Source organism: Roseobacter sp. EG26, assembly GCF_049830555.1.
GTDB lineage: Bacteria > Pseudomonadota > Alphaproteobacteria > Rhodobacterales > Rhodobacteraceae > Roseobacter.
The window spans coordinates 648,584-668,025 of sequence record NZ_JBNBLH010000001.1; the positions used below are offsets into that span (position 1 = coordinate 648,584).

A 19,442-nucleotide genomic window follows, 5' to 3' on the forward strand; every position below is an offset into this window, starting at 1 on the left:
CTGCGGCTTACTCCTGAATGCTTTTGAGCCAGTTGACCAGATCGACCACGGGTTGACTGGTCATGATCGGCTGCCCGCTATCTGTTGAAATGGCGACATCGCTGCCTTCAAAGAACCAGCCATAGACGGGCATTTCACTGCCATGGCTGACTAATGGGTCACGCCCGTCGATACGTTTGACCACTCTATATGTCGGAAACGCGCCGCCAGCGGAGGCAGCAAGCTGCGTCAGGTTTGCCGGCTGGACCAGCAATACAGGTGCCATCGGACCATTGCCGACCGCTTCTGCGCCATGGCAGGCGGCGCAATGTAAGTTGTACAGTTTCTTGCCTTCGCGAAGGTCTTGTGCCGTTGCAGAAGTCGCCAAAAGCAGGCCTATGATGAGAAAAATGCGCATGTTTGTACCTCATGATCGGTTTGGTCAAACTGTAGATTTTGCGCACGTGATCTGCGTTGATTTACATCAACTGGGGCCCTCTTTAGCGGGGCAGGCCAGATTTTTCAGAGTATCAACGGCGATCAAACCCTTGTGATTTTGCATGGCATTCAATGTGAAAAGTGAACGGCTTCACGACTTTTGGGAGCATCGCAACAAAATGTGAAAATCGTTAACGCCGGGTCTGCGGGCTGGTTCGCGAGCACCTGGCGAAACGGAGTATTTGCGTGACCGATGCAGAGATACTTACTCTCTATCTGGCGGATTATTGGAAAATAAGTTTATTATTTTCAATAATTTGTGGAGTGTTCCATAACATTGTATACGGTTCTGTGCTTCGCGGATTTTCACCGATCACCGACAGCTTGACGCGCAGTTTCCGTTTCCTCTGAACACTCAATGCAACGGCACGGATCGCATAGGTGACGTAAAGGAAACGACAAACAAGGATAATGGCCGAAATGCGGCACATCCTTGTCTTGATTGTGGAGCGGTGAGTGTGTAATTGATGAAATGAAGACGCGTATTTTAATTAGTTCGAGGTTCACAATGATGAAACATATCGCATTCGCAGGCGCGGTGACAGTAGCGCTTTCAAGTCTGGCACAGGCCAGCACCGTCACAGGAGATTTCGGAGGGACGATTGGAGCACCGACTGGGGCGACCAATATCATTCGCTTCGAAGGTGCCGACACCAACCGTCTGGATTGGGGCGCGCAATCCAGTGGTGGCGTTGTCGTTCCTGAAGATTCCAGTTCCCTGACCATCAACGAAAATCCGTTTTCCTTTGATGCGACCGGGGGTGGTGAATTCCTTTTGGGTACGATCACCTGGAACAACCAATCCAATTTCAGCACCGGTGGCGACTGGTCGAGCACAGTGAGCCTGTCTCTGAGCTTTCTGAACCCGACCGCCATTGATCTGAATGAATCCTTCGAATTCAGCATCTCTAACACTCCTGACGGTCAACCGACCGCAGAACAGGCCGAGTTGCTCGGGACATTCCCGGATGAGATCAGTGGTTTTGTTCTGGGCGCATCGGCGTTCGACGCGCCGGTTGATCTTGGCGGAGACCTCATCCTGGATTCGGTCTATTTCAGCTTGTTTGACGCCGGTGCCGCCAGCGCCTACAATTCTGAAAACGGTTTTTGGACAAACCGCGAAGGTGGGACATCCACTATCGCCGTATATGGTAGTATTTCAGAAGTTCCGTTGCCTGCGGGCGCGTGGCTGCTGATCAGTGGTCTTGGTGGCCTTATTGTTATGCGCCGCCGGGAAAAGCAGGCCGCTTGAATTTCGTGCCATGTTGGCATTCGGTCTCCGGATGTCGAGCATGGCAGGCAAGCACCTGTAAGGCCCGCGCTTCCAATTTCTGGAACGGCGCGGGCGAGTTTCCTGATAAGCCTCAGCAAACTGTTTGCTGACGGTCGCAAGCATCAGGATGTAACGATAGGCCCTATGGCCTTTTGATGTAACGATTTATTTAAACACTAGGAGTTGACATGAAATACTCTGCATCGATCAAAATGACTCTCGCACTGGCAGCTTTTTCTGCCTTTGGTTCAACCCTACCAACTATTTCAGTAGCAAAAGAATTTGACGTATGTCAGTTGGAAACTGTTCCTGAATACATTCGAACGCGGATCACCCGCCGCGCTGACTACGCTGAAATTCTGGAACGGATGTTTGATTCCTGCCCTGATGCGGCATTGGCTTTGGTCGAGGCAGCGACCGCTGCTATTGACGACGACAATGATAACGAAGTTGACCGCGGTGACGACAACGGACCAGGTGGCGGCAACCCTCCCGGCGACGATGGTCCGGGCGATGACGGCCCCGGCGATGACGGGCCGGGCGATGATGGGCCCGGTGATGATGGTCCGGGCGATGACGGCCCCGGCGATGATGGCCCCGGTGATTTTCTCGGATAAACCCGGGACCGTCGGCAACCAATTGTTGCTTCGATGAACCAGCCTTCGAGGCACTCAAAAGGACCTTCCCTTGAAGGTCCTTTTTTGGTTTACGCCTCTCCGTTCTTTTTGCGTGACCGATCTTGCTCGTTGGAACTGATCATTACTCAAGACTAGCGCGAAGCGGTTGGGCGATCCTTGATGACGCCGCCAGCCAGCACTGCCTGCCATTGGTTCAGCGAATTGGGATTTTGGAGTTTCAGGAAAGTGTAGCCGGTTTGTTTCCAGGGTACGATCTTGTTCTTGAGACTGTCCAAAACCAGATCGCCGCTTGCGGTCCGAAGCACCAGTACCGCATGGCTTCTGAGCTTGTGGTCCAGAACTGTTGCTATCAGAAGGTCCTCGGATGGTACCCCGCGTTCCAGCAGCATTTTCTTTTTCAGAAGCACGAGGTCTTCGCAATCGCCACCTCGCGCTGTCGGCAACGTCCAAAGTTCTTCACGACCGTATTGGGCCTGATCGTCTATCTGACGTACCTGACGGTTTACCTGCCGATTGATCGCTTTTGCCAGGCGCAATGTTTCGTTTGCACTCAAATTGCTGCTCGCCGATTGTGCACACACCCAATTGTATTTCGCGCAGATTCCGGTGAAACCCGCTGGCGCATTGATCGACTTTTGCGGAACGAGGAATTTGCTACTGGAAGATGCCTCGGCGTGGCTCGCGGTCAGACCTGTCAGCATGGTCGCCATTGCCAGAGCCAGTATGCCGCTGGCAAATTTACCACCCTTCGCGCCGCTCGGCCAACGTCTAGCTCGGCGATACAGGGTGTAGCCATCCTGCGTCTTGCAGGGTTGGTCCGATTGAACCAAAGGTTCAGTGCGCTTTTCTATGATGGCCACTTGTGAATCTCCGAAGATAGCGTTCCCCCGACAGAGCATCTCAACAGAATCGGGCTTTGAAGTGTCAGCAATGTGGTTATCAACAGAAGATTGTTACGTTTCGGTCAGTTTGGACGAAAGATAAATAGAACCATTCGACGAAACTTTAAATTAACTATTCGGAATTGGAGCGATATTGCGCGTATTCCCGCGCATCCGTCATCAGGACGGATGCATGAAAACCAAGCGTTAAGACGGGCAAGCTGACACAAGGACTGGTGGATTATGACGTATTCGTGCCAAGATACTGATCAGCGCAATCACGACATCAATCTTGCGAAAACGGACGCGCGCATCAATTTGGTTGGGAGAGAAACACGATGGATCTGGAAAAGGGCATTACTGAGAACGGTGTGGGATTTAACGAGACAACCTGGAACATTCTCGGGCAAACCTACTTCCCAAAGGCGGTTTGCGACACAACATTTGCTTTTGAAACCAATTCCAATCCCGGCGATTTTGTGCCGGTCCACATTCATCCAACACAGGATGAATTCATTCTGGTTCAAGAGGGCGAATTGGATTTGAAACTGGATGGTGTCTGGAGCAAGGCAAAGGCGGGCGACATCGTCCGTATGCCACGTGGGGTCCCGCACGGGTATTTCAATAAGTCGGACAAGCCTTGCCGCGCGTTGTTCTGGGTTTCACCCATGGGCAAGTTGAAGGACCTTTTCGAGGCGCTGCATGATCTGTCCGACGTCGAGGAGGTCGTCAAGATTTCCGCCGCTCATGAGGTGGATTTCCTCCCACCCGAAGCCAACGAATGATGTATTTCTAATTCGAATCAGAGCTGTAGGGGCCGAGTTTAATTCAATACGACCTTGGGGAAGTAGAATGAAACCGTCCAGTTCGGCATATCGACGATCTCGCTGATCCTCAGGTCACCGCAAACCGAACACAGCATGTAGGCTTCTGTTGCACCCATACCGGTCTCCTTGGTGAGCCAATCAATCATGCCCGTCACGGCGTCTCGGGCAGCTTGCATGAGGTCTTCGCCGATCCCCGTCGTTGCCTGATATCCCTTGGTATCAAAATGGCGCGTCACCGGGCCATCTGTCTCAAACCGCGGGAAGGCAAATTGTGCATCCTTGATCAGCTCCACCTTGATGGCGACATCCATGGGACTTTCGATCGCGGTGCCACAGATTTCGCCGTCACCTTGCGCGGCATGCGTATCGCCAAGTGACAGGAGCCCACCGTCAACCTCTACGGGAAGATATAGCGTGGTCCCAACCGATGTATCGCGGATGTCGAGGTTCCCCCCAACGCGCCGGGGCGGGACAACAGAATGGTTTCCAGCTTCGGCCAACGCCAGCCCGATTGTCCCGACAAAGGGTTTGAGGGGAACTGCCCCACCGGGCCCATAGAGCGCCGGTGTCAATCTGGACGCGTCATATTTCCAGATATGCAGCGCGGGGTCGGGGAACTGGTCGGTCAAAAGGCCAAACCCGGGGATATTGGCCGTCCAGCCCCAACCCGAGGGGGCAAATTTCCGAAAGGTCACCGCAACGGCATCACCGGGTTCGGCGCCTTCGATGTAGATGGGGCCGGTCACCGGGTTTACCTTGTCGAAGCTCAGCGACATCAGATCATCCATGGTGGAGGCAGGGCCGAGCTGCCCGCCGGAGCTGTCGATGGTTTCGACCTCGATGGTCTGCCCGGGCGTTACCGACAAAACAGGCTCGATGGCATTGTCCCAGCCGAAATGGTGGGCGTGTTTGTGAATGGTGTGGTTGCAAGCCATGGCGTTCTCCCGGTTATCCGCGTTTCAAAAACAGGTCTTCGATTTCTCGGTTCCCCATAATCCCGCCCGGACGCAGGGTCATTGTCAACACGATGACCGATCCCAGGGCAATGCCGGAGAGGCCCAGAACTTCGGGCAGGTCGATCCCAAGGACCTCCGGCCCGGTTTCCAGCCAGCGCACCCATTCCAACCCGAAAGAAATTACGAAGGTGCCTAGGACCGCTCCTGTGACAGACCGCATACCGCCCAAGATCAACATGGCGAGGGTCAGGAAGACATGGTTGAAATAGAAGGGGCGTGCGCTGATTGTACCCAGAAAATACGCATAAGAAATGCCAGCGACCGCCAGAAGTACGCCGCTCAATACCCAAGCGATCAAGCGCAGGCGGTAGATGTTGACACCCATGGCCACGGCACCGACTTCGTCATCGGCACTGGCGCGCAGCTGAATGCCCCAGCGGCTTTCCCGAAACCCGCGTGCGATGAACACGACCAGAACCGATACGATGAGGATGGATGTCAGCGAAAAGATCTGCGGAATACCGAAAAAAGCCTGATTTCCCTTAAAAATGTCGGTTCGGTACAGGAATATCGAGTGCACGATGACTAGGACGGCAAGTGACAGAATGGTGGCACCGATGCCGGTCATCCGCACGATGAAGAGCCCGATCAGGAAGGCGATGATGCCGGTAATAAGCAGGGCGATGAGCGCAGAGGTGATGGGATCAAGGGTAAAGGCGCTCAGGCCCCAGGGTGCATCAGGCAATGATATCGCCTTGATGTTCGTTGGAGTCACACAGATCGCCGCAGCATAGGCACCGATTCCCATGAAGGCGCTGTGGCTGAGGTTGGTGATCCTCGCATTTCCCATGAAGACCTGAAGGCCCAGAACCACCAGCAGGTTCACGTAGGCGCTGTAGACCAGCCGCACCTGATAGCGAGAGCCGAACCATAACGTGGATAATCCAACCGCGATCAGGATCAGGGCCAGTGCTGCGGCCCCCATCAAGCCCCGTTTTTGACTGGAGGACAGGCGCATCATAGCTTGTCTCCTTTTTCGACGGGCGGGCTGAGAATACCGTCGGGACGCCAGATCAACACCATCGCGATCACCCCGAAGACCAACGCATCCTTCATGCCGCCGTATTCCTGGGGCAGAAGCACCAGCATGGCGACTTCGAGCGCGCCGAGAAGGAACCCTCCCAGAACGGCACCGGGCAGGCTGCCGAAACCGCCCACCACGCAGGCCACAAAAGCCTTGAGCACCGGATTGAAACCTAAGTGAGGATCGACCGAGCCACGGCGTGCCAGAATGAAGATGCAGGCAAGACCGGCGAGGACGCCGGAGACCAGAAAGGCCATGGCAAAGACGCGGTTGGCGCGGATGCCCGTCAGGCGCACCATCTCAAAGTCAAGTGACGCCGCCCGCATCGCCAGCCCCAGCGTCGAGCGCCGCAGAAACAGGGTCAGGGCGATGATGACAATCACTGTGGTGGCGGCCTCGAAGAGTTGCAGAGACGACAGACGTAGACCCGCTACCTCGACCGGCCAGTCGAGGAAGTAGAGCGATGTCACGGCGACCGGGCGCGGCGAGACCGCCAGCAGGAAAATGTTCTGCAAGATCATCGACACGCCAAAGGCCGTCAGCAGCCCGGTCGTGGGATCGGCGTAACGCACAGGCCGGAAAGCCACGCGTTCGAGCGTGACGGAGACCAGAGCGGCCGCCAGAATGGCCCCTATTATCACGATCAGCGGATTGCCGATGGCCAGCGCTCCGAAGGCGACCATGGTATATCCACCAACGGCGATCAACTCGCCATGCGCAAAATTTACCAACCCCATGATCGAGAAAACAATCGCGAGGCCCAGGGCAATCAGCGCATATTCGGCCCCAAAACTGAGCGCATTCATGATCTGCTGTGCAACATATTCCATGGCTCAGCCCATCCCTGTCAGTTCGGCCATCAGCGCGCTGTTGGCTCCCAGCGTTTCCGCCGTGCCTTCGGTTGCGATCAGGCCGTTATTCATCAGATAGGCGTAATCGGCGAGGCGTAGGGCCTGGGTCGCGTTTTGTTCAACCAGCAGGATGGTCATGCCCTGCGCCTTCAATTCAGCGATCATCCGAAAAATCTGCGCCACGATCTTGGGAGCCAGGCCAAGGCTGGGTTCATCGAGAAGCAGAATGCGCGGGCGTGCCATGAGCGCGCGTGCGATCGCCAGCATTTGTTGTTCTCCGCCCGAAAGCGTGCCTGCATTCTGCGTGCGCCGTTCGCCCAGAATCGGGAAGGTTTCCAGCCAATGTGCGATATCGCGCATCTTCTCCCCCGGATCGGGTTGCATCGCCCCACCCAGCCGCAGATTTTCCTCCACCGAGAGGTTGGCAAACACGCGGCGTCCTTCGGGCGATACGGAAATGCCTGCGCGAATACGGGCTTCTACTGGCAGGGCGGTGATGTCGAGGTCATCAAAACGCACGATCCCGGATGATTTAGCGACGCCGGTGATGGCAGAAATCGTCGAGGTTTTGCCCGCGCCATTGGGTCCCAGCAACGAGATGCATTTGCCCTGCGGAACGGTGAAGCTGATACCGTGCACCGCTTCGATGGGCCCGTGAAAGACCTTCAGGTTATCTACTGCCAGCATGTTTGCCTCGGAAAGGACAGCGGGGCCATCGGGTGGCCCCACCGTTTGATAGTCAGATCAGTTCCAGTCGGAAGGCACGCCTTCTGGTATCTCGTTGGAGATCAGCACCCGTTTGCCACCCTCGTAGCCGATGACGGGAATCGTCCGTTGCGCATAGGTTTTGGTGTCCTTGAAGGAGATGCTGTCGACGGTCAGAACGGGGATGCTGTCGGCGTTGCGGATGGCTTCCGCAATCGCTTCCGGGTCCGCGCTTCCAGTCTGCTCAACCGCCCAGGCAACGGCTTTCACCGTGTCCGCACCAGTGGCAGGGAAGAGGCCGGGTACGTCAATGCCCAGGGCTTTGCAGTCTGCCATGAACTGCACGACGGCACTATCTGCGTGACTGGGCGCCAAGGTGGCAAAGAATACCTTGTCCAGAAGACTCGGATCGTCACTGCCGATCGAATCCAGCGAGGGGTCATCAAAACCGTCCGATCCCACCACCCAGGCGTCGATACCGGCGCTGCGCAACTGGCGGACCAACACGCCGATGTCGGGCATGATGGAGGAGATATAGACCGCATCGACCGACTCTCCCAGCGCCTTGATTTCGGCAATCTGAGGCGACCAGTCGGATGTGCCGAAGCTGAAGTTCAGCTTGCTCAACACCTTACCGCCACCGGCTTCGATGACGTCACCGAACCACAGAGGAGTGCGCGCCGACCAGGACCCACCTTCGTCAGAGGTGAAAAGAACGACATTCTTAACTCCCTGCGCCAAAGCATGGTTGGCGGCTGCCGTGGCCGTAAACGGATCGGGTGAAACGCCGGTAAAGAAGTTGTCCACGATGCCCGCGTGCATCTCCACTTGCGTCGATTGTGGTTGGAAAATCGAGACACCATAGCCTTGCGCGACCTGTGCCACAGGGATCATCGTATCCGAAAAGGGGATCGTGCCGAGCATCACGGCCCCTTCATCGAGAAATTTCTGCGCAAGGGAAACAGCGGTCTGTGTGTCCGCGCCGCTATCTTGTGTCAGAACTTCGATCTTCTGGCCATTCACACCGCCATCTGCGTTGATCATTTCGGCCATGCAGCGCGCGCCCTGCCATTCGGAATATGGCGCGTAGTCGCCCGTCATCGGAACGCCAAGGCCGATCTTGATGGTGTCTTCTGCAAGGGCTGGTGCTGCCAGTGCCAGACATCCCAGGGCTGCTAATGTATATTTCATTTCAATCTCCTGTTGGGTTCGCTGCGCTATGCAGCATCTTCATGGTCTTCTCCCAGATATGCGTCGATCACCTGGGGGTTTTTGGTAATTTCGTCCGGGCTGCCGTCTGCGATAACGGCACCCATGTTCATCACGGTGACCTCATCGCAGAGCGACATGATGAATTTCAGATCATGATCGATCACCATGATCGCCGTATCGGATTGACCGCGTACCCAGGCGAGAGATTTGCCCAGGGCTTCGGTCTCTTTTTCGTTCATGCCCGCGGCAGGTTCATCCAGCATCAGAAGCTTTGGTCCGGTTGCCAGTGCCCGTACGATCTCCAGCCGCCGCTGGTGTCCGTAAGACAGCGATTGCGCAGGCTCAACCAGGCGCTCGGTCAGATCAAATTCGGAAATTGCAGCCTCAACCAGCGCGCGCGTATCGCGCCCCGCGCGCGCGGCCGTATAGCGACCAACATCAATATTTTGCGCAACAGATAGGTTTGGAAACACCCGCAGATTCTGGAAGGTGCGCGAAATACCCAACCCGGCGCGTTGATCTGCCTTCTTGCCGTCAAGGGACCTGCCGTCCAAAGAAAGGCTGCCAGCATTGTGCGCCAATATCCCGGAAATCAAGTTGATCAAGGTGGTCTTGCCAGCGCCGTTCGGTCCGATCAGGCCTCGTACTTCGCGCGCTGCCATGTGCAGGGTCACGTCCCGTACGGCCTGCACACCGCCAAAGGTTTTGGAGAGCCCCTTTAACTCAAGCATTTGTATTTCCACCGATTTCGGCGAGCAGCTCTGCCGTTGTGACCTGTCGGCAATACCCCTTGATGGTGCGCAAGGAATTGTCATGACGTTCCTGGCTGTAGGTGAGACAGGCATCCGTCACCTCGGTAACAAGATAGCCCAGATCACAGGCATCCCGGACCGCGCTTTCCACACATTGGTCCGTCAGGAGCCCCGACATCACCACCTGTTTCACCCCAAGATTGCGCAGGATGTAGTCAATATGGGTGGAGACAAAAACCGATGAGGAGGATTTTGGCAGGACAATCTCATCTCCCTGCGGGGCGATCTGATCAATAACCTTACCGTCCCAGGAGCCTTTGGGCACATTGAAGCCGGTAATCTTGTAGTCGAGCGAGCGGTCACGCCCGTCGAGTGTCAGGCTTTCGATGGTGGTATAAATCACCTCGATGCCCGCAGTTCGGCATGCGGTCTGAAGCGCCAGCATGTTCGGAATGACACGGGTTTCCAGTTCCGAGAAGAACCACCCGTATTTTGTGTCGAATTCAGCTTTGGAAAGCCCCTTGAATTCAGCGCCCCCCGGATGGGCCGAGAAATTCTGGACATCAATGAAGAGCAGGGCGCTCTGGTCAGCAACAAGGGGGACATCGCGGGTCAGGGTCATCACTGAAGCTCCGGCAGTTTGAGAATGGCGCGGGATAAAATACCGGCCCAATGTGCCACATCCGACGGGGTCGCCAGCAGGTCATTGCGAACTTCGATCAGCGTATGCGCCAGACCCATCGGTTCCGCGTGGGCGGGGATAAACCAATCGGTCTCATCGTCTATCTGGTAAGGTTCATTCACTGCGAGAACCAGTGCCGCATCCTGATCTGCGACCGCCTGCATCAGACGCTGCGCTGTGGTGGTGTCGCGTCGGGACAGAAAACCGCAATGCCACGGTCGTTGCGGCCCACCCACCAAACGCGGCGTAAAGGAATGAACTGAAATGGCCAGCTTTCGGGGCGAGCGGGTCAATCCTTGTTCGATGGCCGTGTCGAATGGGGTGAATATTTCTGTGATGCGGGTGTCGTCGGGCAGGCCCAGGTTGCCCGGAATGACGATACCGTCCTGTTGAGCGGGAACTGCTTCGGATGACTGTGGCGGGCGATTGCAGTCGATCACCAGACGGCTGTAGCGCTGCAATACCAGAGGGGCTTTCAAGTGCTCTGCAATCGCACGTGCCAGCGGTTCTGCTCCGATATCGGTGTACCGGTGGGGTTCCATCGCGGTACCGGTCAGCCCCAGATCTCCCAGATCATGAGGAATGGCCGACCCGGCGTGCTCGCAGACCAGAAAGAGCGGCGAACTGCTGGACGCGTTCACAAAGGTGACCGGTTCCGGGTCCTGATCTCCCAGCAACTTCTTCTGGCGCAATTCTGTTTTCATCACTCGGCAGCGACTCCCCATCCTCAAGTAAAGGGATGAAAATTTTCAAAGTCAACATTCGTATCTTGACTGAAAAATATTTTTCATAAACTCTGAACCCGACTGAGAAAGTGGAATCTGTCATTGCAGGTCAGGAAAAGGATAGAAGCGGCCGCCTCGGATATGACGGCGAGCGAGCGCAAGCTGGCAGCAACGCTCTTGGCGGATTACCCTTTTGCCGGTCTTGCGTCGATCCAGGATCTGGGGCGCAAGGCAGAGGTTTCGGCCCCCTCTATCTCTCGATTCGTGGCCAAGATCGGATTGGGCGGATATCAGGAATTCCAGCGTGACCTGATTGCCGAGCTCAAGGAAGGTCAACAATCTCCGGTCGAAGTGCACCGCGCTGATCGGGCTGTAAACGGGGGGTATCTGAATGATTTCATTGCCCGCGCGGCGGATCAGATGCAGGTTGCCGGAGACGCGATCACGCAAGCGCAATTCGACCGTATCTGCCGCCTTCTGTCAGAACCGAAGCGCAAGATTTTTGTGATCGGCGGGCGCATCAGTGACACCATTGCAAAACACCTCTCCTTTCACCTGCGACAGGCCAGAACCGGCGTTTTTCATATTCCCGACAGCACCGAGGTCTGGCCCGAATATCTGCTCAGAATGAAGCAGGGCGATATTCTGTTCATGGTCGATTTCCGTAGGTATCAGGCCAATCTGGCGGTGTTGGCTGAAACCGCTTCGGCGACGGTGGGCGCGCGCATCATCCTGATGACCGATCGCTGGCTGTCACCCATTGCCAAACACGCCTCCGAAATCCTGCCGGTACCGATCGAAAGTGGGACGCTTTGGGATACCTATTCACCCGCTTTGGCAGTCACGGAGGCCCTGGTGACCCGCATTGCCGAGGACAATTGGGACGAAACCCGCGACCGCATAAAGGCCTGGGATGCTTTGCGTCTCCCACAACAGGACATGATCAAATGATGCCAATGCCGCTTATCTTTGCCGCAACCTGTGATCTGGCCGGAAAGGTGCGCGGCAAAGCCTTTCCGAGCGATCAGCTGGAAAAACGCCTGATCCGCGGCGTGGGATGGACGCCTACCAATGTCCAGATCACCTGCTTTGACACGATCGCCGAAAGCCCGTTCGGCGCTTTGGGGGATTTGCTTTTGATCCCGGATGCTGCCGCCGAGGCCAGGGTTTCATTTGACGAGGGGGTTCAGCAGCATTTCATTCTGGGCGATATCACCGATCTCGATGGCGCCCCATGGGATTTTTGCACGCGATCCTTGTTGAAATCCGCGTTGCAAAGACTGGAGCGGGTGGCGGGTGTCCGGCTCATTGCAGCTTTCGAGCACGAATTCCAACTGAAAGGCGCGGCATCGGTCCCGAACCAGGCCTACGGGCGGGAGGGATTTGAGGTGCAGCGCCAGCTCTGCGAAAAACTGATGGCGGCCCTGGCGGAGGTCGGGCTGTCGCCTGACAGCATCATGAAAGAATATGGGCCTGCGCAATACGAGGTGGTCATCGGGCCTGAAGTGGGGGTGCGTGCGGCAGACGCTGCCGTGATCGTGCGGGAATTGACCCGGTCTGCTGCGCGGTCCTTGGGCGAAGAAGCAACCTTTACGCCGATCCGGGATGTCGCAAGCGTCGGGAACGGCGTTCATGTGCATATGAGTTTTGAAGATGCCGACGGTCAGCCCATGACATATGATCCGGCGGGCCCTTGCGGCATGTCGGAGCTGACAAGTGCATTTGCCGCTGGTGTGTTGAAATACCTGGATCGTATTATCGCGCTGACGGCCCCCTCGGTGATTTCCTATGAACGCCTGACGCCGCACCGCTGGTCGGCAGCCTACAACAACCTTGGGTTTCGAGATCGCGAAGCAAGCCTGCGGGTCTGTCCGGTGACAGCGAAGGATCCGGCATCTATCGCGCGCCAGTTCAATATCGAGTACCGCGCGGCCGATGCTGCTGCCTGTCCGCACCTGGCGCTTGCGGCCATCGTTCATGCCGGTGTGCAGGGGGTCGAGGAGGGGTTGAGCGCCCCGGAACCGACGGAGGAGGATCTGTCGCTATTGTCGCCTGCAGTTCTTGCGGAACGGGGGTTCGTCCGTTTGCCGGAGACGCTGTCAGCAGCACTCGATATCCTGTGTGGAGATAAAACGGTCGCCCGCTGGTTCCCCAAGGCGTTTCTGCCGGTGTACCGCGCGCATAAACAGGCAGAAATCGATTATTTGAGTGAGGACAACATTGCGGCCAAATGTGCGGCATATGAGCAAACCTACTAAAACTCTCTTGTGACGGCCGATCTTGTTTGCAGCCGGATCGCTGAGAAACAAACGCAAGCGGCGCTTTCGATGCTGGCAAAAAGCGGCCTGGATATTTGCCCGTTCACCTGATCAGATTGGCGATTGATCCGTACTGTCGCGTATTGGTTGTGGTAAGTGACGGCGCGGCCTGAATCCTGGGTCCGCTGGTTCCTTCGTGCCTCGAAAAAATATCTCGATCTTCCGGTATTTTGATGCGTCAAACCGTCTGGAGCGCTGAAACCAGGAACCGCGAGGGCGAATTGCAAGTCATTTCGTGGCCACTTTTTCGCCCGATACCCTAAAATTAATTTCTAAACAAAACGGCCGAGTTGATCCTTCGGCTTGTCCGCTACGTACCCTATTTTCTTGAAAAATAGGGCTTCAAGCGATTCAATCATTAGTTGAAAAGTTAACAAAAATTAACCCAAAATACTGAAAAAGTGTTAATTTTCCGTATGTTGGTAACCATACTTCCCGCTTCAGTTTGCCTCATTTTCAACGTCCCATTAATACTAAATTAAGGAAAATTTTTCGTAAAATTCGGGTGAGGTGATGTTTGACTACTCCATAACTGAAATTGCCGATGTGGATTTCGGCCAGCCAATCGCAGAGCAGATTTGGCGGACGAAGTACCAATACAAGACTGCCTCGGGCGATATTGATTTCTCCGTGCATGACACCTGGCGGCGTGTCGCACGCGGTTTGGCAAAGCTTGAAGATTCGGCGCGCCAAGAAGAGGTGGCCCGCGGCTTTTTTGAGGCCATGAAGGAGTTTAAACTCTTGCCTGCGGGGCGCATTCTGTCTGGCTGCGGCACTGCCCGAAACGTGACGCTGTCAAATACCTTTGTCATGCGTACCCTGCCGGATTCTGTTTCGGGGATCATGGACACGGTCAAAGAGGCAGCCTTGACCATGCAGATGGGCGGCGGCATTGGTTTCGATTTCTCGACAATTCGGCCAAAGGGAGCCTTGGTTCGCGGGCTGGATTGTCCGGCAGCGGGACCGTTGGCTGCGATGGATATCTGCGATGCGGTTTGCAAGATGCTCGTGACCGGCATGGGACGTGGCGCCATGATGGCGACATTGCGCTGTGATCACCCGGATATCGAGGCCTTTGTTGAGGCGAAATCAGCGCCTGAGCGACTGCGCAATTTCAACATGTCCGTGATGATCACCGATGACTTCATGAAGGCTGTCGAGACGAATGGCAGCTGGGATCTGATCTGGGACGGTGCCGTCACGCGGCGGCTTTCCGCGCGTGGCCTCTGGCAGGCCATCATGCGGCAGACCTATGCCGCGGCCGAGCCCGGCGTGCTGTTCATTGACAAGATAAACACCGAAAACCCCCTGAATTATGCCGAGGTGCTTTCAGCGACAAATTCCTGCGCCGAACAACCTTTGCCGCCCAATGGGACGTGCCCTCTGGCATCCATCAATCTCGCACGCCTTGTTGAGAACCCCTTTGAGGCTGGCGCCGAACTGAACCTGAATGAATTGCGCCGGCTGGCGGGTGTTGCTGTGCGCATGCTCGACAACGTCATCGATGTGTCACGCTATGCAACACCCGCCCAGCTGTGCGAGGCCCGCGAAAAACGCCGCATCGGGCTGGGGGTGACTGGCGTTGGGGATGCTCTGGTCATGACCGGCGCGCGCTATGGCTCCCAAAAGGCGGTTGAGCTCCTGGACAACTGGATGCGTACGATCCAGAACGCGGCCTATCTGGCTTCCGCCCATCTGGCGAAAGAACGCGGGGCGTTTCCGCTTTACGATGCGACCAAACACCTCAAGCAACCCGCATGTTTGCGGCTTGATGCGGATGTGCAGCATGAAATCGGCAAATATGGCCTGCGCAACGGCGTCCTGACGACCATCGCGCCAACCGGCACCATTTCCATGTTTGCCGGGAATGTTTCCTCAGGCATCGAACCGATGTTTGCGACCTCTTACAAACGTATGGTGACCGGCCCGGACGGCACAAAGTCGCAAGAGGAGGTGGTGGACTACGCGGCCTGGCTCTATCGGCAACTCCATGGACCGGACGCTGCATTGAGCGAGGCCTTTGTCACGGCACTGGAATTGCATCCGAGTGATCACGTGCGCATGCAGGCGGCGGCCCAAAGATGGGTTGACAGTGGGATTTCAAAAACCGTGAATTGCCCGGAAGACATTGCCTTCGAGAAATTCGAGGATGTCTATCTGGAGGCCTATAGATCGGGATGCAAGGGCTGCACGACCTATAGGCCCAACGCGGTTACGGGCTCGATTTTGGCCGCATGATCAAAAGCTGGGGGAGTTCTGGAATGCGGGGAGCGCGCCGTTTGTTGTCGTCTTTCTGGTCGGCTGGATCGGCCATCGGAAAGACGCCCTTAGCCATGGGGCCGGGTGGTGAGCGGGCGGTCTGGGTCGCAACGCATCTGCACCGCAAGGGCGGGCTTTACCGGGTGCTGGCACATGGCATCCTTGAGGCGGACCGCAGTGAGGTCGTCATCTATGATGATGTCGAAGGCACAATCTGGGTGCGTCCCAGATCGGAATTCGAAGATGGCCGGTTTAGCGAACTGGCGGAGCCTTCACCAGAAGCGGTGCGATCAATCTAATGCGCTGACCGCCGCCGTTGGTCCGTCAGGGGCACACCACCTCGATCAGTGAGGGGCCGTCGCTTCCCAGACCTGCTTGCAATGCGCGGATGAACCCCTCCATCTCACAGGTGCGGATGGCGGGAACGCCATGACCTTTGGCAAGGGACACCCAATCCAGCGTTGGATTTTCGACATCAAACATTGCCTGCGCATTCTGGCCATAAGAATCGACACCGACATTGATCAATTCGTCGCGCAGAATCTGATATCCACGGTTCGCAAAGACGATAACGGTCACATCAAGACCTTCGCGCGCCATCGTCCACAAGGATTGCAGCGTATACATGGCCGAGCCGTCCCCCGTAAGAGCGATCACCTTGCGATCGGGGCAGGCAATCGCAGCACCCGTGGCACAGGGCAAACAAAGCCCGATGGCGCCACCGGTGCCACTCAGCACGTCATGGGGTCGCGCGGTCGCCGTGGGCGGCATGACATGAAAGCCAGACGTCACGGATTCGTTGCAGATAATGGTGTTTTCCGGCATCAGCGCCGCAACCGCCTGACCAACTTTCTGCAAAGTCAGCGCACCTGAGGGTTTATCCGGCAAATCGAGCGCGACGGTTTCGGGCTGCGTCCCGGTCGTCACGCCAACCGCATCTGCAAGGGCTTCCAAGGTCGCGGCAATATCCATGACCGGCGTGCAAAGCTCTGTAACGCTGCAACCTGGCGGTTCGGGCACGCTGGGCTTGCCCGGATAGGCGAAAAAGGCCACGGGGCGATCTGTGCCAACGAGAGTAATTGACGTCGTCTCGGTCAGCTGCGCGATTTTCGGATCAACGGGATAGACCAACTGATCAATCCGTGCGGTGCCAGCACCTTTCGATATCCGGGGGATCAATGTATCGACCATCAGCCGGCACCCCGTTCTTGCGGCAATTTTTCCGGCAAGCTGACGCAATTCCCCAAAGAGCGCGCTGCCACCTATCATCAACGCGGCACCCTTGTTTCGCAACTTCGCGGCGGCGGCTTCAATCTCAGCGGCGCCGGGGGCAGGCAGCGGGGCCGGCGCGTGGCTGTCTGCGGTGCCCGAGGCTGCGTTCCACGCCGTATCAGCAGGCAGGATCAGTGTGGCGATCTGCCCGTTACACGCCCGTGCGGCGCGAATGGCATCTGCCCCGTCACCGGCCACGCATGTTGCGTCCATGGAGACCCTTGTCCAATGGCTGACCGCCTGACTGATCCCAACGATGTCGCCCTTAAGTGGGCTCTCAAAGCGCAGGTGATGCGTAGCGTGATCCCCAACGACATTGAGGACACCCGTGCTGGCCTTGCGGGCGTTATGCAGATTGGCGAAAGCATTCCCAAAGCCGGGTGCAAGGTGAAGTAACGTTCCGGCCACATCGCGTTTCATCCGAAAATACCCATCAGCGGCACCGGTGGTGCCCCCCTCAAAGAGGCACAACACGCAGTTCATTTCAGGGTGAGTGTCCAGTGCGGCAACGAAATGCATCTCGGAGGTGCCGGGATTGGCAAAAACCGTGTCCACGCCGTTCTTCAGCAGCGTTTTTACAAGGGAGTTGGCACCGTTCATCATCTCTCCGATCCTGGTGTGCGGGGGCATCGGCGCAGGATGACATTCCGGGGCGTCAGGTACAATGCCGGGTGATGATGGATTGGGTCGGTCTAAGAGCTCCCCTTATCGAGTGGGGCCGCAATGCTGATCCACCACGCGCTGCACCATGGGCGCGAAATGTGCAAAGGCGGGTGTTTCCATATCCGCGTGTTTTCCCGCGTCATCAAGATAGCGCACAGCAATGATCTCCCTCAGATTGGGGTTGGTCTCAAATGCGCTCACTTCCTGCGCTGACATCGGCCCGCCCTGCAGGTTGAGCGAGTGGACGGATGCCGCCGAGAGGCGCGCGAAGTATTCTGATCTGGTCGCACAGAGATAGCGTTTGGCGGCCACGTGAAACCGCACGCAATCGGTTACCAGAGTCGGAAAGAACGCCTGCAACACATCTGCGCCCGCATCTTCGTGGTGGCGATCTTCGGTGTCTTCCATACTGAAAGTGCCAAACTCGCTGGTGAAATGCCCGATGTCATGCAGCAGGGCCGCCACGATGATGATCTCGTCCTGACCGCTGCGCTCCGCCAATGTCGCCCCCTGCAGCATATGCTCAGCCATTGTTACGGGCTCGCCAAGGTATTCCTCGCCGCCACGCCGCTCAAAGATGTCTTCGAGAAAGGCGACGATGTTGGCGGGCGTCAGATTGGTGACCGGATGTTTGCTCATTGCGCGGCCTCCGGATGCTGCGCCCGCAGGACCGCCAGCTTCGACAACAGCGCATCCTTGTCGGCATAACACCCCTGTAACCACCTTGTGCCTGATCCTGAATATCCCTTGCGGGCGTGCAGCACCCGGGTGTTGTCGACCAGAAAACTGTCACCGGGGTTCAGGCGAAAACTCACCTCCATCGCGGGATCGTCAATGATCTCGCCCATGCGCCGATAGGCCTGGTAATAAAGCGCCATCTCATCGAACGGCACATCGGTGATTGCGGCGGCGGAACGGTTGTTGAAGCGTACTGCAATCAGTTCGCCATCGGGGGCCAGTTCGATCATCGGGCGCCGGGATTGCAGCAAAACGTCGTCTGCCCCGGCGTACTCGAACCGGGCACAGTGACGGCTCAGCACATCGAACCAGTCCGGATTTTCCTCCTGCAATCTCCGGGTGACGGCAAACCCGTCCACAACCATGTTCTCACCGCCCGCAGCCGAGCTTTCGAGGCAGTAGAGGAGTTGAAGTGTCGGCACCGGGTCACGGTAGGGATTGTCCGTATGGGCCTGCAATCCCAGACCGGTGAAGGCAAGGTTCGTCGGGTTCACTTCGGTACGCACCTCAAAGTGGCGACCATAGTTGGTTTCCCGCACATGCCCGAACCAATCCACGATGCCCATGAGCGCCTGATCGTGCACGGGCCCACCTGAGAGTTTGGCAAACCCGTAACGCGCAAACCGGGACAGCCATGCCCTGAGGGCAAGGGGGCTGGAGGCCAAATCACCATATTGCGCCGAAGGCACCGCATCCATCAGATGGTGATCCCAGGTCTCGATCCCCTCCGCGACCCAGCCGGCGCGTGCAGGCAGGGGGCGATCATAGGCGTTTTGCACCAGCCAATCGATGTCGTAAGTGATGGTTTTGTCTTCGGGCTGAAACCCTACGGTCAGCGTGTGGTCAGAGAGTGCCACCGCTCCGATACGCGTGTCCTGCGGGATGTCCTGCAGGGTAATCAGCCGTTGGCCATTTTGTGGTGACCGGGTTCCTGCGTCACTGGCGTTGTCCCTCAGCCAGATGGCATGAAACCGCAACTTTCCGGCAGTTGTTTCAACTTCGAGATGCTGGCCATCTTTGCTTACTTTGACGTCATTCATGGCGGTTGCCTTGCATTTTTACCGGTTGTTCTGCTTGCAGTATTTCATGCCTCAGCCATAATGACGATGTGGAAAAACTGACACCAAGG

The 19,442-nt window shown here is 56.7% G+C and carries 20 protein-coding genes; 7 read left to right on the forward strand and 13 right to left on the reverse strand.

The features are described 5' to 3' along the window. Window positions 1–7: 7 nt before the first annotated feature. On the reverse strand, window positions 8–397 hold the full coding sequence (locus tag ACOTTU_RS03240) for a c-type cytochrome (protein ID WP_298912358.1): 390 nt from the start codon (window positions 395–397) through the stop codon (window positions 8–10). A gap of 591 nt (window positions 398–988) precedes the next feature. Here ACOTTU_RS03240 and ACOTTU_RS03245 point away from each other — a divergent pair. Both ACOTTU_RS03245 and ACOTTU_RS03250 read left to right on the forward strand, forming a co-directional pair. Next, complete coding sequence (locus ACOTTU_RS03245) at window positions 989–1,729, forward strand: choice-of-anchor K domain-containing protein (protein ID WP_425656055.1); 741 nt, start codon at window positions 989–991, stop codon at window positions 1,727–1,729. Between the two features lie 209 nt (window positions 1,730–1,938). After that, complete coding sequence (locus ACOTTU_RS03250) at window positions 1,939–2,367, forward strand: hypothetical protein (protein ID WP_298912353.1); 429 nt, start codon at window positions 1,939–1,941, stop codon at window positions 2,365–2,367. Between the two features lie 152 nt (window positions 2,368–2,519). Here the strand turns inward: ACOTTU_RS03250 and ACOTTU_RS03255 are convergent, their stop codons facing one another. After that, window positions 2,520–3,098, reverse strand: coding sequence for a transglutaminase-like cysteine peptidase (locus ACOTTU_RS03255; protein WP_425656056.1), 579 nt, complete (start codon window positions 3,096–3,098; stop codon window positions 2,520–2,522). Window positions 3,099–3,607: 509 nt separating this feature from the next. Between ACOTTU_RS03255 and ACOTTU_RS03260 the strand changes: the two genes are divergently transcribed. Continuing rightward, window positions 3,608–4,054, forward strand: coding sequence for a cupin domain-containing protein (locus ACOTTU_RS03260; RefSeq protein ID WP_298912348.1), 447 nt, complete (start codon window positions 3,608–3,610; stop codon window positions 4,052–4,054). Window positions 4,055–4,092: 38 nt separating this feature from the next. Here ACOTTU_RS03260 and ACOTTU_RS03265 read toward each other — a convergent pair whose 3' ends face one another. From ACOTTU_RS03265 to ACOTTU_RS03300, 8 genes are read right to left on the reverse strand one after another with little or no spacing between them, the layout of a single operon-like run. Continuing rightward, entirely contained in the window at window positions 4,093–5,031 is a 939-nt protein-coding gene (locus ACOTTU_RS03265) for an acetamidase/formamidase family protein (RefSeq protein WP_298912346.1), read from the reverse strand. Between the two features lie 13 nt (window positions 5,032–5,044). Beyond that, window positions 5,045–6,073 carry a branched-chain amino acid ABC transporter permease gene (locus ACOTTU_RS03270; protein ID WP_298912344.1) on the reverse strand — a complete coding sequence of 343 codons (1,029 nt, stop codon included), beginning with the start codon at window positions 6,071–6,073 and terminating at the stop codon, window positions 5,045–5,047. Further along, window positions 6,070–6,966: a branched-chain amino acid ABC transporter permease gene (locus ACOTTU_RS03275; protein ID WP_298912339.1), complete on the reverse strand. Its 897-nt coding sequence runs from the start codon at window positions 6,964–6,966 to the stop codon at window positions 6,070–6,072. Before ACOTTU_RS03275 ends, ACOTTU_RS03270 begins: the two co-directional genes overlap by 4 nt. A gap of 3 nt (window positions 6,967–6,969) precedes the next feature. Continuing rightward, on the reverse strand, window positions 6,970–7,674 hold the full coding sequence (locus tag ACOTTU_RS03280; protein WP_425656057.1) for an ABC transporter ATP-binding protein: 705 nt from the start codon (window positions 7,672–7,674) through the stop codon (window positions 6,970–6,972). 57 nt (window positions 7,675–7,731) lie between these two features. Next, window positions 7,732–8,883, reverse strand: a complete 1,152-nt coding sequence (locus tag ACOTTU_RS03285) for an ABC transporter substrate-binding protein (RefSeq protein WP_298912333.1) — start codon at window positions 8,881–8,883, stop codon at window positions 7,732–7,734. Window positions 8,884–8,909: 26 nt separating this feature from the next. Continuing rightward, entirely contained in the window at window positions 8,910–9,635 is a 726-nt protein-coding gene (locus tag ACOTTU_RS03290) for an ABC transporter ATP-binding protein (protein ID WP_425656058.1), read from the reverse strand. Continuing rightward, complete coding sequence (locus tag ACOTTU_RS03295) at window positions 9,628–10,278, reverse strand: isochorismatase family cysteine hydrolase (protein ID WP_425656059.1); 651 nt, start codon at window positions 10,276–10,278, stop codon at window positions 9,628–9,630. The genes ACOTTU_RS03290 and ACOTTU_RS03295 overlap by 8 nt, the downstream gene beginning before the upstream one ends. Further along, entirely contained in the window at window positions 10,278–11,042 is a 765-nt protein-coding gene (locus ACOTTU_RS03300) for an N-formylglutamate amidohydrolase (RefSeq protein WP_425656060.1), read from the reverse strand. The genes ACOTTU_RS03295 and ACOTTU_RS03300 overlap by 1 nt, the downstream gene beginning before the upstream one ends. Before the next feature lie 123 nt (window positions 11,043–11,165). Between ACOTTU_RS03300 and ACOTTU_RS03305 the strand changes: the two genes are divergently transcribed. From ACOTTU_RS03305 to ACOTTU_RS03320, 4 genes are all read left to right on the forward strand, one after another. After that, the gene (locus tag ACOTTU_RS03305; protein WP_298912326.1) at window positions 11,166–12,014 is read left to right on the forward strand and encodes a MurR/RpiR family transcriptional regulator; all 849 of its coding nucleotides are present in this window, start codon (window positions 11,166–11,168) and stop codon (window positions 12,012–12,014) included. Further along, window positions 12,011–13,321, forward strand: a complete 1,311-nt coding sequence (locus ACOTTU_RS03310) for a glutamine synthetase (protein WP_425656061.1) — start codon at window positions 12,011–12,013, stop codon at window positions 13,319–13,321. Before ACOTTU_RS03305 ends, ACOTTU_RS03310 begins: the two co-directional genes overlap by 4 nt. 573 nt (window positions 13,322–13,894) lie before the next feature. After that, window positions 13,895–15,619, forward strand: coding sequence for an adenosylcobalamin-dependent ribonucleoside-diphosphate reductase (locus tag ACOTTU_RS03315; protein ID WP_425656062.1), 1,725 nt, complete (start codon window positions 13,895–13,897; stop codon window positions 15,617–15,619). Between the two features lie 23 nt (window positions 15,620–15,642). Further along, the gene (locus ACOTTU_RS03320) at window positions 15,643–15,939 is read left to right on the forward strand and encodes a DUF1653 domain-containing protein (protein ID WP_425656063.1); all 297 of its coding nucleotides are present in this window, start codon (window positions 15,643–15,645) and stop codon (window positions 15,937–15,939) included. Between the two features lie 25 nt (window positions 15,940–15,964). On the opposite strand, the gene ACOTTU_RS03325 is transcribed toward ACOTTU_RS03320, so the two are convergent. From ACOTTU_RS03325 to tmpA, 3 genes are all read right to left on the reverse strand, one after another. Then, window positions 15,965–17,515: an acetolactate synthase large subunit gene (locus ACOTTU_RS03325; RefSeq protein WP_425656064.1), complete on the reverse strand. Its 1,551-nt coding sequence runs from the start codon at window positions 17,513–17,515 to the stop codon at window positions 15,965–15,967. A gap of 102 nt (window positions 17,516–17,617) precedes the next feature. Then, entirely contained in the window at window positions 17,618–18,214 is a 597-nt protein-coding gene (tmpB, locus tag ACOTTU_RS03330; protein WP_425656065.1) for a (R)-1-hydroxy-2-trimethylaminoethylphosphonate oxygenase, read from the reverse strand. After that, entirely contained in the window at window positions 18,211–19,353 is a 1,143-nt protein-coding gene (gene tmpA / locus ACOTTU_RS03335; protein ID WP_425656066.1) for a 2-trimethylaminoethylphosphonate dioxygenase, read from the reverse strand. Before tmpA ends, tmpB begins: the two co-directional genes overlap by 4 nt. Window positions 19,354–19,442 lie beyond the last annotated feature (89 nt).